Annotated in this window: 18 protein-coding genes; 10 read left to right on the top strand and 8 right to left on the bottom strand. The window is 69.6% G+C overall.

The features are described 5' to 3' along the window. Nucleotides 1–11 precede the first annotated feature (11 nt). Entirely contained in the window at nt 12–1,145 is a 1,134-nt protein-coding gene (locus tag QTN24_RS16265; protein WP_124686269.1) for a dihydrolipoamide acetyltransferase family protein, read from the top strand. Nucleotides 1,146–1,269: 124 nt separating this feature from the next. Further along, a complete protein-coding gene (locus tag QTN24_RS16270) occupies nt 1,270–1,926 on the top strand; it encodes a peroxiredoxin (protein WP_124686268.1) in 657 nt (218 codons plus the stop codon). A 434-nt stretch (nt 1,927–2,360) separates the two neighbouring features. Here the strand turns inward: QTN24_RS16270 and QTN24_RS16275 are convergent, their stop codons facing one another. Next, nucleotides 2,361–3,323 carry a chemotaxis protein gene (locus QTN24_RS16275; protein WP_124686267.1) on the bottom strand — a complete coding sequence of 321 codons (963 nt, stop codon included), beginning with the start codon at nt 3,321–3,323 and terminating at the stop codon, nt 2,361–2,363. Nucleotides 3,324–3,752: 429 nt separating this feature from the next. Between QTN24_RS16275 and QTN24_RS16280 the strand changes: the two genes are divergently transcribed. Beyond that, entirely contained in the window at nt 3,753–5,132 is a 1,380-nt protein-coding gene (locus tag QTN24_RS16280; RefSeq protein ID WP_124686266.1) for an NCS2 family permease, read from the top strand. Nucleotides 5,133–5,730: 598 nt separating this feature from the next. After that, nucleotides 5,731–6,045: an H-NS histone family protein gene (locus QTN24_RS16285; RefSeq protein WP_124686265.1), complete on the top strand. Its 315-nt coding sequence runs from the start codon at nt 5,731–5,733 to the stop codon at nt 6,043–6,045. A 52-nt stretch (nt 6,046–6,097) separates the two neighbouring features. Here the strand turns inward: QTN24_RS16285 and QTN24_RS16290 are convergent, their stop codons facing one another. After that, on the bottom strand, nt 6,098–6,637 hold the full coding sequence (locus QTN24_RS16290; protein WP_313838267.1) for a hypothetical protein: 540 nt from the start codon (nt 6,635–6,637) through the stop codon (nt 6,098–6,100). Between the two features lie 279 nt (nt 6,638–6,916). After that, nucleotides 6,917–7,846: a LysR family transcriptional regulator gene (locus tag QTN24_RS16295; RefSeq protein ID WP_313838269.1), complete on the bottom strand. Its 930-nt coding sequence runs from the start codon at nt 7,844–7,846 to the stop codon at nt 6,917–6,919. A gap of 138 nt (nt 7,847–7,984) precedes the next feature. Between QTN24_RS16295 and QTN24_RS16300 the strand changes: the two genes are divergently transcribed. Continuing rightward, the gene (locus QTN24_RS16300) at nt 7,985–9,229 is read left to right on the top strand and encodes an MFS transporter (protein ID WP_313838271.1); all 1,245 of its coding nucleotides are present in this window, start codon (nt 7,985–7,987) and stop codon (nt 9,227–9,229) included. A 142-nt stretch (nt 9,230–9,371) separates the two neighbouring features. Then, nucleotides 9,372–10,382, top strand: a complete 1,011-nt coding sequence (locus tag QTN24_RS16305) for an Lrp/AsnC family transcriptional regulator (protein WP_124686262.1) — start codon at nt 9,372–9,374, stop codon at nt 10,380–10,382. Nucleotide 10,383: 1 nt separating this feature from the next. Here QTN24_RS16305 and QTN24_RS16310 read toward each other — a convergent pair whose 3' ends face one another. The 4 genes from QTN24_RS16310 to QTN24_RS16325 form a co-directional block, all read right to left on the bottom strand. Further along, on the bottom strand, nt 10,384–10,836 hold the full coding sequence (locus tag QTN24_RS16310; protein ID WP_313838273.1) for an SCP2 sterol-binding domain-containing protein: 453 nt from the start codon (nt 10,834–10,836) through the stop codon (nt 10,384–10,386). After that, a complete protein-coding gene (locus QTN24_RS16315) occupies nt 10,833–11,789 on the bottom strand; it encodes a U32 family peptidase (RefSeq protein ID WP_124686260.1) in 957 nt (318 codons plus the stop codon). The genes QTN24_RS16310 and QTN24_RS16315 overlap by 4 nt, the downstream gene beginning before the upstream one ends. Before the next feature lie 54 nt (nt 11,790–11,843). Beyond that, entirely contained in the window at nt 11,844–12,869 is a 1,026-nt protein-coding gene (locus QTN24_RS16320) for a peptidase U32 family protein (RefSeq protein WP_124686259.1), read from the bottom strand. Nucleotides 12,870–12,979: 110 nt separating this feature from the next. Beyond that, nucleotides 12,980–13,789 (bottom strand): IclR family transcriptional regulator, encoded by an 810-nt coding sequence (locus QTN24_RS16325; protein WP_313838275.1) that lies wholly within the window; start codon nt 13,787–13,789, stop codon nt 12,980–12,982. 163 nt (nt 13,790–13,952) lie between these two features. On the opposite strand from QTN24_RS16325, the gene QTN24_RS16330 reads away from it, so the two are divergent. The 4 genes from QTN24_RS16330 (at nt 13,953) to QTN24_RS16345 (ending at nt 17,187) form a co-directional block, all read left to right on the top strand. Beyond that, nucleotides 13,953–15,401: an NAD-dependent succinate-semialdehyde dehydrogenase gene (locus QTN24_RS16330; protein ID WP_313838277.1), complete on the top strand. Its 1,449-nt coding sequence runs from the start codon at nt 13,953–13,955 to the stop codon at nt 15,399–15,401. 51 nt (nt 15,402–15,452) lie between these two features. Further along, a complete protein-coding gene (locus QTN24_RS16335) occupies nt 15,453–16,610 on the top strand; it encodes an iron-containing alcohol dehydrogenase (RefSeq protein ID WP_313838279.1) in 1,158 nt (385 codons plus the stop codon). Between the two features lie 196 nt (nt 16,611–16,806). Then, nucleotides 16,807–16,965, top strand: coding sequence for a DUF3309 family protein (locus tag QTN24_RS16340; protein ID WP_124686255.1), 159 nt, complete (start codon nt 16,807–16,809; stop codon nt 16,963–16,965). Nucleotides 16,966–16,998: 33 nt separating this feature from the next. Then, a complete protein-coding gene (locus tag QTN24_RS16345; RefSeq protein ID WP_124686254.1) occupies nt 16,999–17,187 on the top strand; it encodes a DUF3008 family protein in 189 nt (62 codons plus the stop codon). Nucleotides 17,188–17,262: 75 nt separating this feature from the next. Here QTN24_RS16345 and QTN24_RS16350 read toward each other — a convergent pair whose 3' ends face one another. Further along, nucleotides 17,263–17,988, bottom strand: a complete 726-nt coding sequence (locus QTN24_RS16350; protein WP_313838283.1) for a ParB-like protein — start codon at nt 17,986–17,988, stop codon at nt 17,263–17,265. Nucleotides 17,989–17,992 lie beyond the last annotated feature (4 nt).

Consider the following 17,992-nt stretch of genomic DNA (forward strand, 5'->3'; position numbering starts at 1 on the left):
AGGAGACGACCATGCGGATCTTCAAGCTGCCCGACCTGGGCGAAGGGTTGCAGGAGGCCGAGATCGTGACGTGGCACGTGAAGCCCGGCGACGCCATCGACGCCGACCAGCCGCTGCTGTCGGTGGAGACCGCCAAGGCCATCGTCGAGATTCCGTCGCCGTTCGGCGGGCGCGTGGAAAAGCTGTTCGCCCGGCCCGGCGACATCGTCCACCTGGGCGCGCCGCTGGTGGGCTTCGAGGGCGCGGGCGCGTCGGAGGATGCGGGCACGGTCGTGGGCGCCGTCAAGGTGGGCACGCACGTGGTGCGCGAGGACACGGCCCGCGTGGGCGCCGCCGGCATCCACGGCGGCCACGGCCTGCGCGCCACGCCGGCGGTGCGGGCGCTGGCGCGCAAGCTGTCGGTCGATCTGGCGATGGTCACGCCGTCGGGCCGCGACGGCGTGATCACGGCCACCGATGTGCAGCGCGTGGCCACCACGCTGTCCGAACTGGGTCCGGCCGAGGTGGTCCGCGGCGTGCGGCGCGCGATGGCGCAGAACATGGCGCGCGCGCAGAGCGAGGTGGCGGCGGCCACGGTCATGGACGATGCCGACCTGCACGCATGGCAGACCGTGGGAACCACCGCCGCCGGCCACGACGTGACGATCCGGCTGGTGCGCGCGCTGGTGGCCGGCGTGCGCGCCGAGCCGGCGCTGAACGCGTGGTACGAGGGGCGCACCGGCCATCGGCACCTGCTGGAACGGATCGACGTCGGCATCGCGGCGGACCTGCCCGAGGGGCTGTTCGTGCCGGTGCTGCGCAACGTCGGCAAGCGGGACGCGGCCGACCTGCGCGCCGGGCTGGAACGGATGCGCGCCGACATCAAGGCGCGCACCATCGCGCCCGAGGAGATGCGTGGCAACACCATCACGCTGTCGAACTTCGGCATGATCGCCGGCCGCTATGCCGCGCCCATCGTGGTGCCGCCCACCGTGGCGATCCTGGGCGCCGGCCGCATCCGCGACGAGGTGGTGGCCGCCGGCGGCGTGCCGGCCGTGCACCGCGTGATGCCGCTGTCGCTGACGTTCGACCACCGCGTGGTCACGGGCGGCGAGGCCGCGCGCTTTCTGCGTGCCGTGATCGCCGACCTGGAGCGGCCCGACTGAGGGAGTGACGAACGCGCTACCGGCGCCGCCCTCGGCCATCGGGCGGACGTGCAATGTCCGCCGCAGTTCCTATACTGGATGGCCGGACCGATCGACAACCGCAACCCATCCAAGGAGCCTGACCATGGCCATCCGCATTGGCGAGACCGCCCCGGACTTCACCGCCGAAACCACCGAGGGCCCGATCCACTTCCACGAATGGATCGGCGACAGCTGGGCGATCCTGTTCTCGCACCCCAAGGACTTCACGCCGGTCTGCACCACCGAACTGGGCTACATGGCGCGGCTCAAGCCCGAGTTCGACAAGCGCAACACCAAGGTCATCGGGCTGTCCATCGACCCCGTGGGCGACCACTCGCGCTGGGCCAAGGACATCGAGGAGACCCAGGGCACCGCCGTGAACTTCCCGATGATCGGCGACCACGACCTGACCGTGGCCAAGCTCTACGACATGATTCACCCCGAGGCCAGCGGCAGCGGCCCGCGCACGGCCGTGGACAACGCCACGATCCGCTCGGTGTTCTGGATCGGCCCGGACAAGAAGATCAAGGCGATGCTGGTCTACCCGATGAGCGCCGGCCGCAATTTCGACGAGGTGCTGCGGCTGCTGGACTCCCTGCAGCTCAATGCCAAGCACACGGTGGCCACGCCGGTCAACTGGAAGCCGGGCGACGACGTGATCATCCCGACCTCGGTCTCCGACGAAGACGCAAAGAAGAAGTATCCAGAAGGATTCAAGACGCTCAAGCCGTACCTGCGCACGGTGGCCCAGCCGAAGTAGCCGCGCGGCTAACTGGTTTGAGTTAAGCCTTCTGGCGCGTGGAACTATCCACAGGTTGCGTGGATAATCGCCCTCTTGACAGCCCGCAAACCCGCGCCAGCCCTCACAGGAGCTGGCGTGCCTTTTTTTTGGGCAAAGCCGGTTCAGGGGGTTTTGTTGCGTGCGGCGGGGTTTTGTGCGGGGGTGGGGGTGGCGTTGCCTGTGGCAGGACGCAGGGTTTTGCTCCCCTCTGCCGCCGGCGGGAGAGGAGTTGGGGATGAGGGCCAACGGTCCAGTTCTCGACCGGTCGGCAAGCAGAGCCTCCACGCCCTCTCCCCCGGCCCCTCTCCCGCGTCGCGGGAGAGGGGAGACAACCATTGGCGGATGAGGCGACAGCAGCCGGCGACGACAGCTCTACCGTGCCATCGTCGCCAAGCCTCGCTGCCCCATCCCGATCACGGGTGCCGCGCCAGCACGCCGCGGATCGTGTCGGCCAGGTCCTTGGCCAGGAACTTCGACACGTAGGCGTCGGCGCCGACCTTGCGCACGTGTTCCTCGCTGGCCTCGCCCGACAGCGACGAGTGGATGACCACGGGCAGCGACTTGAGCCGCGCGTCGGCCTTGATCTTGCGCGTCAGCGTGAAGCCGTCCATCTCGGGCATTTCCAGGTCGGTCAGCACCAGCGACACCTCGTCGCGGATCGACCTGCCCTGGCTTGCGGCCAGGTCGGCGATCTCGCCCAGCATGTCCCACGCTTCCTGGCCGGTCTTGGTCATCACCACGGGCACGCCCATGGCCTTGAGGCCGTTCTCGATCAGGCCGCGCGCCAGGGCGGAGTCGTCGGCGCACAGGATCTTGGTGCCGGGGCGCAGGCTGAGCTGCGGGCCCACGGTGGCCGGGTCCACGTCGGGCTGGCGCGTGGGCAGCACGTCGCGCAGGATCTGCTCCACGTCCAGCACCTGCACCAGGCGCGGGTTGTCGCCGCCGGCGTCGAGCTTGGCAATGCTGGTCACCAGCCCGCCCTTGACGCTGTTCTCGGCCGAGATCACCTGGCTCCAGTCCAGCCGGACGATTTCCTCCACGGCCTCGACGGCAAAGCCTTGCGTCGAGCGCGCGTATTCGGTCACGAGCATGATGTTCAGGCCCGACTTCGGCTTGCATTCCAGCAGGCGCGGCAGGTCGATGACCGGAATCACCTGCCCGCGGATGTCCGCCATGCCCAGGATCGCCGGCTCGGCGCCCACCACCGACGTCACCGACGGCATGACCAGGATTTCCCGGACCTTGAAAACGTTGATGCCGAACAGTTCGGACTGTCCGCTGTGCGTCGCGTCGCCAAGTCGGAACAACAGCAACTCGAACTGGTTGTTGTTGGTCAGGTTGGTGCGCTCGTCGATGTCTCTCATCGCGCTGGTCATGCTGGGGCTCCGCTGGCTCGCTGTGTGGATATGAGGGTTGCCAAAGGGCTATCGGCCGCCCGGCCGTGACCTTTAGCGCGGCGTGGCCCGTGTGACCGATGCATGGCCCCGGCGGCCCACCGAGGGAAATCCCTGAGGCGCCGCAGGCACCGCATTACCGTGGATATTCGGCGCCGGGCATGTTCCGCATCCGGGCCCGATGATGACCCGGCAGGACGCCTCGCCTACCTTTGAGCCCGCTGGAACCGGCCCGCCAGAGGCCCGGACCGGCGCCCCGGCCTCACTGGCCGGACACCGAGGAAAGAGACACCCGCACCCCTTGCCCGATGCCGACGGGAACTCCGCCCTCACACCCCGGAACCACGTGAGACGAGGCTGACGCCCGATCCGTACGCGGACGCGCGCAGCGCCCCAGCAAGGAGACAGACCATGATCGAACAGCCCTATCCGTCCGTCACGGACGTGGACGCCGCGCCCCCGGCCAGCGGCCGGATCGACCAGTATTTCGGCATTACCGCGCGCGGCAGCACGCAGCGCCGCGAGGTGGTGGCCGGCGTCACCACGTTCATGGCGATGGTCTACGCCGTCTTCGTGGTGCCCGGCATGCTCGGCAAGGCCGGCTTCGACACCAGCGCCGTGTTCGTGGCCGTGTGCCTGACCACCGCGTTCGGGTCGCTGCTGATGGGCCTGTGGGCGCGCCTGCCCATCGCCATCGGCTGCGCCATCTCGCTGACCGCGTTCATGGCGTTCGGGCTCGTGCTGGGCCAGAAGCTGTCGCCGGCGGTGGCGCTGGGCGCCGTGTTCCTGATGGGCGTGGTCTTCACGGCCATCTCGGTCACGGGCGTGCGCTCGTGGATCCTGCGCAACCTGCCCGCCGGCGTGGCGCACGGTGCCGGCATCGGCATCGGGCTGTTCCTGCTGCTGATTGCCTCGAACGAGGTGGGGCTGGTGGTCAAGAACCCCGCGCCGGGCCTGCCGGTGGCGCTGGGCCATATCACGTCGTTCCCGGTCATGATGTCGGTGCTGGGCCTGGCCGCGATCTTCGGCCTGGAGCGCCGCCGCGTACCGGGCGGCATCCTGCTCGTGATCGTCGGCATCTCCGCGCTGGGGCTGGTGTTCGATCCGGCCGTCAAGTTCACGGGCGTGTTCGCGCTGCCGTCGCTGTCCGCGCCGGGCCAGACGTCGCTGATCGGCGCGATGGACGTGCGCGGCGCGCTGTCGGCCGCCGTGCTGCCCAGCGTGCTGGCACTGGTCATGACCGCCGTGTTCGACGCCACGGGCACCATCCGCGCCGTAGCCGGACAGGCCAACCAGCTCGACGCCACGGGCCGCATCCACAACGGCGGCCGCGCGCTGACCGCCGATTCGGTCAGCTCGATCTTCTCCGCGTTCTTCGGCGGCGCCCCGGCGGCGGCCTATATCGAATCCACTGTCGGCGTCGCGGCCGGCGCCCGCACGGGCCTGGCCGCCGTGACCGTCGGCGTGCTGTTCCTGGCCGTGATGTTCTTCTCGCCGCTGGCCGGGCTGGTGCCGTCGTACGCCACGGCGCCGGCGCTGATGTACGTGGGCCTGCTGATGCTGTCGAGCGTGTCGCGCCTGCACATGGACGACCTTGTCGATTCCTTGGCCGGCCTGGTCTGCGCGGTATTCATCGTGCTGACCTGCAATATCGTCACCGGCATCATGCTCGGCTTCTGCACGCTGGTGATCGGCCGCATCGTCGCCGGCGAATGGCGCAAGCTCAATGTCGGCACGGTAGCCATTGCGGTGGCGCTGGCCGCGTTCTATGCCGGCGGCTGGGCCATCTGACGGCATCGTATTTTCCGTAAAACACGGTCCGCCAATATCGACCGGCACACCGAAATTCCGCCCCTGCCACGGGCGGCACCGATGTCTCCTCCACCTGGGATGACCGGTGGATTTGCCAGCCCTCGGGTACTTTCCCCCGGGGGCTTTTTTTATTGGCGCGGGCTACCGTGGCCCGGCCGAATATATCCGCGCCCGGGTGCCAAAACCTGTCAAAAATACCAGCGTCGCCAATCGTGCAAAGCGCGGCGGCGTCCCGGCAAATTTCGGAATCCGCTGAATGGCGAGTCGGACGACCACCGATTTGTTTATCGCGATTGCGGCGGCAGATTCTCGATTATCCGGCGATTCGAGGTTGCCTCGCCTTGCCGATTGTGGTTAGGATGCGAGCCAGCGCGACAAATGCCGGATAGCGCCAGATTCCGCCGGACAATCCCATAACTGGTCATTGCGATACCGTTTTTCCGCAAATCGGTTAGCGGGCCTTTTGCGAATTGGCGTTTGAATGCGTGCTTTTCGCGATAATTCTTGTAATATTTTTGTTATGCGGACCCGTTTGCAGCGTCACGCAACGGCCGCCAATCTGAACGGGGATCCAAAAATGCCGACATACAAGCAACTGCTGGCCGAAAAAGAAGCGCTGGAAGCCAAGCTCAGCGAAGTGCGTGCCAATGAAGTGGCCGGCGTGATCGAACAGATTCGCAAGCTGATGGCCGATTATGATCTCAGCGTCGAGGACATCGCGCCCAAGCGCCGCCGTGGCCGTCCGGCCGGCACCGGTGCCGCGCGCAAGACCGCGTCGGCGCTGCCGCCGAAGTATCGCGATCCCAAGACCGGCAAGACGTGGTCGGGCCGTGGCCGCGCGCCGGCCTGGCTGGGCAAGCGCCCCGAGCGCTTCCTGATCGAACAGGCCTGACCCACCCCTCCCCTGGCCCGGCCGCCCGGCCGGCCGCCATCGCCCGCGCGCCCTAGCGCGCCTCGCACAGGTACTCGGGCCGCAGGGCCCGGAAACCCTGCTGCGAAGGTTCCGGTACCACCGTCGCACCACCATCGGTCGTCGGCCTCAACTGCAACACGCGCGCCGCGCATTGCGTGGCGGCATCGTCGCGGGTGTAACGGATTTCATATTGCTGGTTCACTTGCGGGATGAACGACACCCCGGCCGCGCAGCGGGCGTCGTCGGCCGGCGGCGCGGCGTACGACGTCACCGCGATAAAGATCCGCTTGCCCGGCACCACCTTGCGCTCGCGCGTGCGCGACGGCGGCTCCGGCGCGATGCCCGCCATGTCCAGCGTCGAGTCGCGCCCCATCGCCGCCAGTTGCTTGCCGGTGCCGGCCAGTACCAGCGGGCGCGGCGACGGACACCGGGCCGGGTCCAGCACGCTGAACGTGGTCCGGTCGTCGGTACTGGTCATAAGTCTTACGCTGGCGTACGGCGCATCGGACGGCACGCGGTAGTACGACACGCAGCCACCCAGCGCGACGGCCATGGCCAGGGCGGACGGCACGGCAGCAAACGGAATCCTGCGCATAGCGGGCACGAAGCGGACAGTTGGACGAGGTTGGTGCCACAGCATGGCGACATCGGGCCAGGCCGGACGTGCGCCGGGCCACGTTGAGGATATCCACAGCTTCTGTGGATATCCTGCCGGCCCGATCCGCCGGGGGCCTGTCGGTGCGGTATCGCACCGGACTGCCCAAGAATTAGGCAGCCGGCCCTGCCCCATTTGCTCCCGATCCCCGGCAGATCCCCCGCCCGCCGCGCGGCCGTAACTAGGCAATGTAGGTCAGGATCGCGGCGAACCCAAGGCCGGCGTACCGGGCGGCGCATCGCGCCAGCGCTCGGCCAGGAAGTCGACGAACGCCCGCACCCGGGCCGGCACCAGCCGGCGCTGCGGCATGACGGCGTAGATGCCGTTGGCGGCGATGGTATAGTCCGGCATCACCCGCACGAGCCGGCCCGCCCGCAGATCGTCGCAGACATGCCATGTGGAATGCATGGCAATCCCGAAACCGGCCAGCGCCGCGTCCGACAGCAGTTCCCCCGTATTGGCCTCCACGCGCCCCCGCACGCGCACCGCGATTTCCCCGCCCTTGCCGTCCTCGAACCGCCAGACATCGGCCCGGCCCTGCGCGCCCACCAGCACCAGGCACTGATGCCGCGCCAGATCGGCCGGCGTCTGCGGCATGCCGTGCGCGCGCAGGTAGTCGGGCGATGCGCACAGCAGCCGCTGGTTGTCGGCCAGCTTGCGCGCCACCAGCGTGGAGTCGTCCAGCGAGCCGATGCGGATGGCCAGGTCGAAGCCGCTGCTGACCACGTCCAGCACGCGGTCGTCCAGGTTGACGCTGACATGGACGTCCGGATACCGGCGCAGAAATTCGGTCAGCAGCGGTGACACGTACTGCCGGCCGAATGACGCCGAGGTCGTCAGCCGCAGCGTGCCCGAGATGCCGCTGCCCGCCTGCCGCAGCGACCCGGCCAGCGCCTCCAGGTCTTCCACCAGCGGCCGCCCCTGCTCGGCCAACACCGCGCCCTCGGGCGTGGCATGCAGCCGGCGCGTGGTGCGATGCAGTAGCCGGACGCCCAGTTCGCGTTCCAGCCGTTGCAGCCGCTGGCTGGCCACCGCCACCGAAATGTCCAGGCTGCGCGCCGCCGCGCTGATCGATCCCAGGTCCAGCACCCGCAGGAACAGCCCGATGTCGCCGATGCGATCCATGATTCTCAACGATTGATTGAAACTGATTCTCGATATTGCCCGTTTTTAGAAGAATCAGAAAGGCCGAGACTGGCGGCCTGCTCCGCTCCCCCGGCCGGCGCCGTGCTCGCCGGTCCACCTTTTTTGCGAGAACCGACCATGACCGCCCCCGTTCCACCCATTTCCACCCCCGCCACCGGCGCCCCGCCCGCGCGGATGCCGGCCGCCCTGTACGCGCTGACTGCCGGCTCGTTCGGCATCGGCTGCGCCGAATTCGTGATCATGGGCCTGCTGCTGCAGGTGGCGTCAGACCTGGGCGTGACCATCGCGTCCGCCGGCATGCTGGTATCGGGCTACGCGCTCGGCGTGTTCGCCGGCGCGCCGGTCCTGACACTGCTGACGCGCCGCATGCCGCGCAAGGCCGTGCTGATGGGACTGATGATGGTCTACACGGTCGGCAACGCCGCATGCGCGCTGGCGCCCGACTACACCACGCTGATGGTGGCGCGCGTGGTCACGTCGCTCACGCACGGCACGTTCTTTGGCGTGGGCGCCGTGGTGGCCACCGGCCTCGTGCCGGCCAACCGCCGCGCGTCGGCCATCTCGGTCATGTTCTCGGGCCTGACGCTGGCCACGCTGCTCGGCATGCCGGCCGGGGCCTGGCTGGGACTGCATTTTGGCTGGCGCGCCACGTTCTGGGCCATGACCGCCATCGGGCTCGTGTCGCTGACGGTGATCGCGCTGCTGGTGCACGGCAGCCGCGACGACAGCGCGCCGGTGCGGCTGGTCGACGAACTGAAGACCATCGGCCGCCCGCAGGTGCTGCTGGGCCTGCTGATGACCGTGCTGCAGGCGCTGGGCACGTTCGCCGTCATCACCTATATCCAGCCGATGCTCACGCGCGTGACCGGCTTCAGCGAGGCCGCCGTGTCGCCCATCCTGCTGCTGTTCGGCGGCGGCATGATCATCGGCAACATCCTCGGCGGCCGCATGGCGGACCGCCACCCCACCGGCGCGCTGCTGGGCGCGGTGGCCGCGCTGACCGTGGTGCTGGCCGCGATGACGCTGTCGCTGCACAGCCACGTGGGCGTGGTGATCTTTGTGGGCGTGCTGGGCATCGCCGCGTTCTCGACCGTCTCGCCGCTGCAGCTGCGCGTGCTGCGCCATGCGCAGGGCGCCGGCCAGAACCTGGCGTCGAGCTTCAACATCGCCGCGTTCAATCTGGGCAACGGGCTGGGCGCGTGGCTGGGCGGCGTGGTCGTCGACCACGGCCCGGGCCTGCCGGCGCTGCCGTGGGTGGCCGCGCTGGCGCCGCTGGCGGCGCTGGGCATCGCGCTGCTGGCCGTGCGGCTGGAACGCCGGGCGGCCGGCGCGGGCGGCGCCTACCATCTCGACCCGGCTTGATGGCGGTCAACGAGGCCGCTGCCGATCTTGACGATGATGATGCCCGCATATTGCGGGCGTGCTCCGGTCCGTCGCAACACATGGCGCCTGCGCATCGACCCTGTGCCCAACCCACGCACTCCGATTGCCCCACACGCTCGCCATGCCCGTTGCCGACCTCGACGAATTCGCCCTCTACAACCGCATCCAGGACCATTTCCCGCTCGACGCGCGCCCGTACCAGAGCGCCGGCGAGCCCTTCAACCTGTCCGAACACACGCTGCTGAGCCTGCTTGCCCGCGACCTGGGCAACGGCCGCATCAGCCGCATCGGCGCCGTCTTCGCGCCGAACACCATTGGCGCCACCACGGTGGCCGCCCTGTCGATCCCGCAGGCCCGGATGGAGCACGCGGTCGACCGCATCAACCTCGATCCCGACATCAGCCAGAGCCATGCGCGCGAAGGCCACCGCTACAACCTCTGGTTCGTGGCCGGCGCGCGCGACCGCGGCACGCTGGACGGCGTGCTGGCGCGGATTGCCGCCGACCTTGGGCAGCGCCCCGTGGACCTGCCGCTCGAACGCGAATACCGGGCCGACCTGGGCCTGCCGCTCGGCGCCGGTCGGGGCGGCCGCCGCGTGCCCGCGCAGCCGCCGCTGATCCTGAGCCCGCCCGAGCCGCCCATCCTCGACGAGGCCGACTGGCGGCTGGCGGCGGCGCTCGAAGCCGGCCTGGCGCTGACGCCCCACCCCTACCACGCCCTCACGCGCCGCGCCGGGCTGCCGCTGTCCGATACGCTCGCGCGGCTGGCGCGCTGGCGCAGCGCGGGCGTGATCCGCCGCTTCGGCGCGATCCTGCGGCACCGTCCGTTCGGCTATACCCATAACGTGATGTGTGTCTGGAATGTGCCCGACGCCCGCGTGGATGCGGTCGGCATGCGGCTGGCCCATGTGCCGCACGTCAGCATGTGTTTCCGGCGCGCGCGGCGGCTGCCGCTGTGGCAGTACAACCTGTTCGCGATGATCCACGCGCGCAGCGCCAGCGAGCTGAATGCCACGCTGGCGCGCTTTGACGCCGTCGGCGGCCTGGCCGACGCGCCGCGCGCCGTGCTGCGGGCCAGCCACTGCTTCAAGCAGCGCGGCACGCGCTACGGCGGGGCGCTGCCCGAGTTCTGAATCAGGCGCCGCGCGGCTCGGGGAACAGCAGCGCCAGCCGCTGCGCCATCGCCCCCAGCCATTCGGGCCGTGGCGCGGCATCGAGCCAGTACTTGACTTCGAGCCCCAGCGCCGTGTCGCCCCGTATCGATAGCCGACGCTGGAAGAACAGCGTGTCGGTGTCGGCATCGCCGCTGATCAGCCGCAGGTAGCTCAGCGCCCCCGCGTGCAGCGTCAGGTCGGTCTCCCGATCGTCGAACGGCCCCGGCAGGAACCGGCCGTTGGCGCAGTGAAAGCGCACCGCCAGGCCGATGTCGTCCACGGTCAGCGAGAACGACCGGCCATCGAGTGCGGCTGGCGGCGCCAGCCAGCCGGCCCGGCGCATCGCTTCGAGCGCCACCACCAGCGGCGCGGCGCGCAGCGGGGCGGGCAGGTGTCGATGTACGCGCGTCGCCACCGATTGCAGGATCGTCATGCCAGCGCTCCTTGTCCGGCTTCTTGTTCCGTGTGCGACAGCCACCGGATGCCCGGCGCGCCGCTCCAGTAGCCATTGCTCGGCAACGCCCCCGCCGGGGTCACGCTGGCCGGCGCCGCCTCGCGCGCACCGCGGCGGATGGCGTCGAGATGGGCGATGACATCGAACGTGCCCGAGGCGTGCGGGCTGATCCGCAGGTAGCCGATGCCCGCCGCAGCCATCCGCGACGCCTGCGCGCACAGGTCCAGGCACGTGGCCGACTGCGTCTGGATGCCGTTGAGCGTGAAGAACGCCTGGCCCTCGCCCGTGTCGGCCACCAGGCCATCGGGATAGTCCATGCAGCGGAACTCGCACGCGTCCTTGCGCAGCCGATGGTGCCGCGCCGTGAAGCAGCGCGCCGAGAACGCCAGCGGCATGCGGCCCCAGACCATCGCCTCCAGGTCCATCCCGCCCGGCCGGGCCGCCGCCAGCGCCGCCATCGTGTCGCCATCCATCTCCACCGGTACTGTGCAGCCCGTGGCGCCCAGTTGCGCCAGCCAGGCCAGCGTGCCGGCGTGGTAGACGTTCAGGTGCGGCCCGCCGATGAACGGCCGGCCCGCCATGTTCTGCACGGCGCCCAGGTCGTTGGCCTCGACCAGATAGTCGTCCTGCGCGCAAACCCGGCGCATCACGGCGATGTCGCTGTCAGATTCCACGAGCACCGGCGTGGACAGCACCACCTGCTTGCCGGCGTCGCGCAGCATGCCGGCCACGTCGAGCCAGTCGGCCAGCCGCATCTCGTGGCGGCGCGTGCACACGGCCTCGCCCAGGTAGACGCGGTCCACGGCGGTGTCGGCGACCGACGCATAGAACTGCAGCACGGTAGCGCGCGGCCAGTAGTAGAGCAGCGGGCCGAGCGCAAGCCGGCACGCCGGGGCCGTCGGGGCCGGATTCGTGGAAAGGGGGGTAGCCATGGTGGATGTGGGCGGAAGGTGCAGCGTGGGGGGGATTCGGGAAGGGGGATCGGGCTATCGCCACGGACGGTCGTAGGCGCCCTGCGTGACCTGGTCGCCCTCGGCATGGCGGCCCAGCGTGGCCTGCCAGTCCTGGCGCGGCACAAAGCGCCGGGGGTCGCGGCAGGCATCGTCGATGGCGGCGCGCAGCACGCCCACCACGTCGGCCACATAGCGCGGGCTGCGCTGGCGGCCTTCGATTTTGATCGCCGCGATGCCGATGTCGATCAGCGACGGCAGCAGCGACACCGCGTTCAGGCTGGTGGGCTCCTCCAGCACGTAGCCGCGCTCGCCTTCCACCGTGAAACGGCCCTTGCACAGCGTGGGATAGCCGGCCGGTTCGCCGGGCGCGTAGCTGTCGATCAGGATGCCGGACAGCCGCGCCTGCATGGTGCCGTCGCGCTCGTCCCAGCGCACCGCGTGGGCCGGCGAGCAGACGCCCTTGTTGTTGGGCGAGTCGCCCGTGGCGTAGGACGACAGCAGGCAGCGCCCCTCGGCCATCACGCACAGGCTGCCGAAGCCGAATACCTCCAGCTCCACGTCGGTCTGGCGCGCCAGCCGGGCGATCTGCGGCACCGACAGCACGCGCGGCAGCACCACGCGCCGGATGCCGAACTGCTGGCGCATCAGCTCGATGGCATCGGCATGGGTGGCGGAGCCCTGCACCGACAGGTGGATGCGCAGCGACGGGTGCCGCTGCGCGGCGTAGGCGATGAGCCCGGCGTCGGCCATGATCACGGCATCCGCGCCCAGCGCGGCGGCGGCGTCCACGGCATGGTGCCAGCGCTCCACGTGGCCCATCTGGGCGAAGGTGTTGATGGCGAACAGCACCTCGGCGCCGCGCGCGTGCGCTTCGGCCACGCCGGTGCGGATATCGTCCTCGCTGAAGTTCAGGCCGCCGAAATTGCGCGCGTTGGTGGCATCGCGCAGGCCCAGGTAGACGGCGTCGGCGCCATGCTGCAGCGCCATGCGCAGCGCCGCCAGCGACCCGGCCGGCGCTACCAGTTGAGGGCGGCGGATCGCGCCCGGGGATTGTGTCATCGCGTGATGCATCGGGAAGGGGAACCCCCGGATGCTAGCGATTTGACGAGATCGCGCCTTTGACCGTGCGCAAATCCGACAGCGGGCAGACGGCCGGCCGCCGGGCCGGCTCAGCGCGGCGCCGCGCCCAGCCGGGCCGAAAGCTGGTCGGCCAGCGCGCGCACCTGCCGGCCGATACGTTCGCCGGTGGCGGCGTCGATCTCGCTGCTCAGGTAGCTGACCGCGATGGCGCCGGCGGCCCGCGTCTGCTGCGCGTCGAACACGGGCGCACCGAAGCAGGTCATGCCTTCGCGCACCTGGCCGTTGTCGATCGAATAGCCGGCCGCACGCACCTGCTCCAGCTCGGTGACCAGGGCCGCCGCGCTGCCCACGCTGGCTCGCGTCAGCGGCGCCGGCAGGCCATCGGCGAACAGGCGCCGCACGTCGCCGGACGGCAGCGTGCTCAGCATCGCCTTGCCGGTGGCCGTGTACGGCGCGGGCAGCCGCATGCCGATGCGGAACGTCACGCCCAGCGGCCGGTCGCCGTTCTGGCAGGCCAGGTAGACCACTTCGGCCCCTTCCAGCGTGGACAGCGTGACCGTGGCGTCGTGGAAGGCGTCGGTCTGGGACCAGAGCGCGCGGAATTCCTCGGTGATCTGGGTCTGCGCCAGGAAAGCGTTGGCCCAGCCCATCACATGGGGGCCCAGCGCCATCGCGCCGCTCGGCAGGCGCTTGAGCAGTTGAAGCTGCGCCAGCGTGTCGCACATGCCGTGCAGCGAACTCTTGGGTGCGCCGGTCAGGCGCGTCAGGTCCGCCAGCGTGAGCGGGGTGGCCGACGCGGCGATGGCATCGAGCACCTGCACGGCCCGGACCACGGCCGGCGAGGTCGGCCGGCTGTCGGGCGCCAGGTCGGCAGGCGGGGTATAGGCGGATTTGGGCATGGGCGACGGCAGGACTGGAACGGATGGCGACGCTGGCGGTCTGCCCGGCATGGGCGTATGATCAAGCATCGTTCGACATACGGAATATAGTTCACTCTATTGAACGCCGGCAAGTCTGACGTGAGGCCGCGCCGGCGCCGTGACTCTCTCGGGGAAATTCGCCATGCAACTGAAGGATCCTTCGCTCTTCCGCCAGCTCGCTTATGTGGACGGCCAGTGGCAAGGCGCCGATTCCGGCGCGACGTTCGACGTGACCGACCCGGCCACCGGCGAGGTCATCGCCAGGGTGGCGGACCTGGGCGCCGCCGAAACCGAGCGCGCCGTGGCCGCCGCCGAGGTGGCGCAGAAGGGCTGGGCCGCGCTGACCGGCAAGGCCCGCGCCGCCATCCTGCGCCGCTGGTTCGACCTGATGGTTGCCAATACCGACGACCTGGCCTACGTGATGACCCGCGAACAGGGCAAGCCGCTGGCCGAGTCCAAGGGCGAGATTGCCTACGCCGCAAGCTTTATCGAATGGTTCGCCGAGGAAGCCAAGCGCGTGGACGGCGAGGTGCTGGCGTCCCCCGCCGCCGACAAGCGCCTGGTCACGCTGCGCCAGCCGGTGGGCGTCTGCGCGGCCATCACGCCGTGGAATTTCCCGGCGGCGATGATCACGCGCAAGGCGGCCCCTGCACTGGCCGCCGGTTGCGCCATCGTCATCAAGCCCGCCGAACTGACGCCGCTGTCGGCCTTTGCGCTGGCCGAGCTGGCCCATCGGGCGGGCGTGCCGGCCGGCGTGCTGCAGGTGGTGACCGGCGATTCCAGGACGATTGGCGCCGTGCTGACGGGCAGCCCGATCGTGCGCAAGCTGTCGTTCACGGGATCGACCGAGGTGGGCCGCATCCTGATGGCCCAGTCGGCGCCCACGGTCAAGCGGCTGTCGCTGGAACTGGGCGGCAATGCGCCGTTCATCGTGTTCGACGATGCCGACGTGGACGCCGCAGTGGAAGGCGCCATCGCCGCCAAGTACCGCAACGGCGGCCAGACCTGCGTCTGCGCCAACCGCTTCTATATCCAGGACGGCATCTACGACGCCTTCGCGGCCAAGTTTGCCGAGCGCACCAGCCAGTTGCGCGTGGGCAATGGGCTGGAGGACGGCGTCGTGATCGGCCCGCTGATCGAGGACAAGGCCATCGACAAGGTCACGTCGCTGATGGATGACGCCACGTCGAAGGGCGCCCGGGTGCTGACCGGCGGCGGCAAGCACAAGCTCGGCGGCACGTTCTACACGCCGACCGTGCTGGCCGGCGCCACGGCCGAGATGCGCGTGGCACGCGAGGAAATCTTCGGCCCGGTGGCGCCGCTGTTCCGCTTCACCCGCGACGAGGACGCCGTGGCCGCCGCCAACGCCACCGAATTCGGGCTGGCCGCCTACCTGTACACGCGCGACATCGCCCGCGCCTGGCGCACGGCCGAGGCGCTGGAATACGGCATGGTGGGCCTGAACACGGGCCTGATCTCCAACGAGGTGGCGCCGTTCGGCGGCATCAAGCAGTCCGGCATCGGCCGCGAGGGCTCCCGCCACGGCATCGAGGAGTACCTGGAGATCAAGTATCTTTGCCTGCAGGTTTGATGACGATTACGGTTGCGCTGCCGACGGTTTAATCAAGATCCAGGAGACCCCATGAACCCCTTCCGCTTCCAGACCGTGCCGACGGTCATCGTCGAAGCTGGCGCGGCGCGCCGGCTGGGCGCGCTGCTGCGCGAGTCGTACCCGCAGGCGCGGCGCCTGTGCGTCGTGACCGACGGGTTCCTGGCCCGCAGCGGCCTGCTGGCGCCGGCGCTGGACGATCTGCGCCAGCATGACTGGCAGGTGACCGTGATCGACGACGTGGTGGCCGACCCGCCCGAGCACGTCGTGCTGGAAGCCACCGAGCGCGCGCGCCAGGCCGATGCCGAGGTGGTGCTGGGCCTGGGCGGCGGCTCGTCGATGGACGTCGCCAAGCTGATTGCCGTGCTGCTGCCGGCCTCGCAGTCCATCAAGGACATGTACGGCGTGAAGAAGGTCACCGGCACGCGGCTGCCGCTGGTGCAGATGCCGACCACGGCCGGCACCGGCTCCGAGGTCACCGCGGTGTCCATCGTCACGACCGGCGAGACCACCAAGATGGGCGTGGTGGCGCCGCAGCTCTTCGCGGACCTGGCCATCCTGGACGCCGAGCTGACGCTGGGCCTGCCCCGCGCCGCCACGGCGGCCACCGGCATCGACGCGATGGTCCATGCGATCGAGGCTTACACCAGCGCCCACCTGAAGAATCCCGTCTCCGACATGCTGGCCGTGCGCGCGCTGGAACTGCTGTCGCAGAACCTGATGCGCGCCTGCGACAACGGCCAGGACCGCGCCGCGCGCGAGGCGATGCTGCTGGGCGCGATGTTCGCCGGGCAGTCGTTCGCCAACGCGCCGGTGGCGGCCGTCCATGCGCTGGCTTACCCCATCGGCGGCATCTTCCACGTCGCGCACGGGCTGTCCAACGCGCTGGTGCTGCCGCACGTGATGAAGTTCAACGCGCCGGCTGCCTGCAAGCGCTACGGGGAGCTCTGCGACGTAGTGCTGCCAGGCACCACGGGCAGCGACGAAACCAAGGCCGCCGCGCTGATCGCCCATATCGAGGGGCTGGTGGAAGCCACCGGCATCCCGCGCACGCTGCGCGAGGTGGGCGTGCAGGAGACCGACCTGGACCGCCTGGCCGCCGACGCGATGCTCCAGACCCGCCTGCTGGTGAACAACCCGCGCGAAGTGACCCAGGCCGACGCGCACGCCATCTACCGCGCCGCGCTGTGACGCCGGCGGGCGCCGCCGCCATGGTTCCGGCCGGCGGCGGCGTCCTAATCCAGCAGAAGTCGTCCGATTCCTACACTGATTTCAGCCCCAGCCCGCCTCAGCGCGGAGTGGTGCTGTCCTAACCTGAAGGCACAGGGACAGCCAGCGCGACAGTACCCGTCTGCCGCGCTGCAGCACCACAACAAAGGAGCGCACCATGGGTATCGGTACTATTCTTCTGATCATTCTCGTCCTGCTGCTGATTGGCGCACTGCCGACGTGGCCGTACAGCTCCGGCTGGGGCTACGGACCGTCCGGCGGCCTGGGCCTGATCGTCATCATCGTCGTGCTCCTGGTTGTGTTGGGCCGCATATAAGGCCCGGGTTTCACGAACCGAAGGAGATCGACCATGCCAGCCAAATCGAAGGCACAGCAGATGGCGGCCGGCGCCGCCTTGTCGGCCAAGCGCGGCGAGCGCAAGGCCAGTTCGCTCAAGGGCGCATCGAAGTCGATGGCCAAGTCGATGAGTGAAGGCGAGCTCAAGAAAATGGCCAGCACCAGCCAGAAGGGCAAGCCCACGCACAAGTCCAAGCGCTGACGCGCGCGGCCTGCCGCGCGGGCGGCAAATGGCGGAGGGGCGGTGAAAACCGCCCCTCCGCTGCTTTCTGCCGGGCTAGCCCTTGGACGACTTCGGCGCTTTCCCTGCGGACGCCTTCTTCGTCGGCTTCTTCCCACCCGCTTTCTTCCCGGCGGCCTTCTTGCCCGCCCCCTTGTTCCCGGCGTCCGCTTCGAACCGCACCGGCCCCACATAGCCCGGCAGCCGGCGCGCCTTGCCGCTGCGCGCCAGCGGAATCGCCACGGTCATCGCGCGCGCAAAGCCGGCGATGCTGTGCACGTCTTCCTCGACGTAGCGTCGGAAGAAATCGGCCCAGCGGAAGTCGCCATAGGCGTTGCCAGGCTTCTGGTAGGCCCCGGCATTGCGCGTGAACGCGGCGAGGCTGCGGTACGGGTCGTCGCGCATGCTCATCACCGTGGCCGGCAGGTCCTTCTCGGTCAGGTGCTGGCCGTGTTCGTCATATGGATTCACGTGCCCAAGCGCGCGCATCTGCTTCCAGAACTTGCCCGGCGACAGGTGGCTCAGGTCCGCGATGATGCGCACCGGCGCCTCTTCCCAGCCCAGTTCCAGCCAGGCGCGCGCCCAGTGGTGGTGATCGGCGATATAGAGCGCGCCGCCCGGCCCCACCACCGTCTCGATGCGATGCTCGGCCAGAAAGCGCTTCTGCGCGGCCGGGCTGCGCGGCCGGGCCGAGACGTCCATTTTCTCGTGCACCTGGTACATGCCGAGCGTGATCTGCGTGGGGCGCAGCGTATCCAGTTCCGCGGTCGTTTCCGTGGCCATCGGC

This window comes from Cupriavidus sp. SZY C1, from assembly GCF_032190535.1.
GTDB lineage: Bacteria > Pseudomonadota > Gammaproteobacteria > Burkholderiales > Burkholderiaceae > Cupriavidus > Cupriavidus pauculus_C.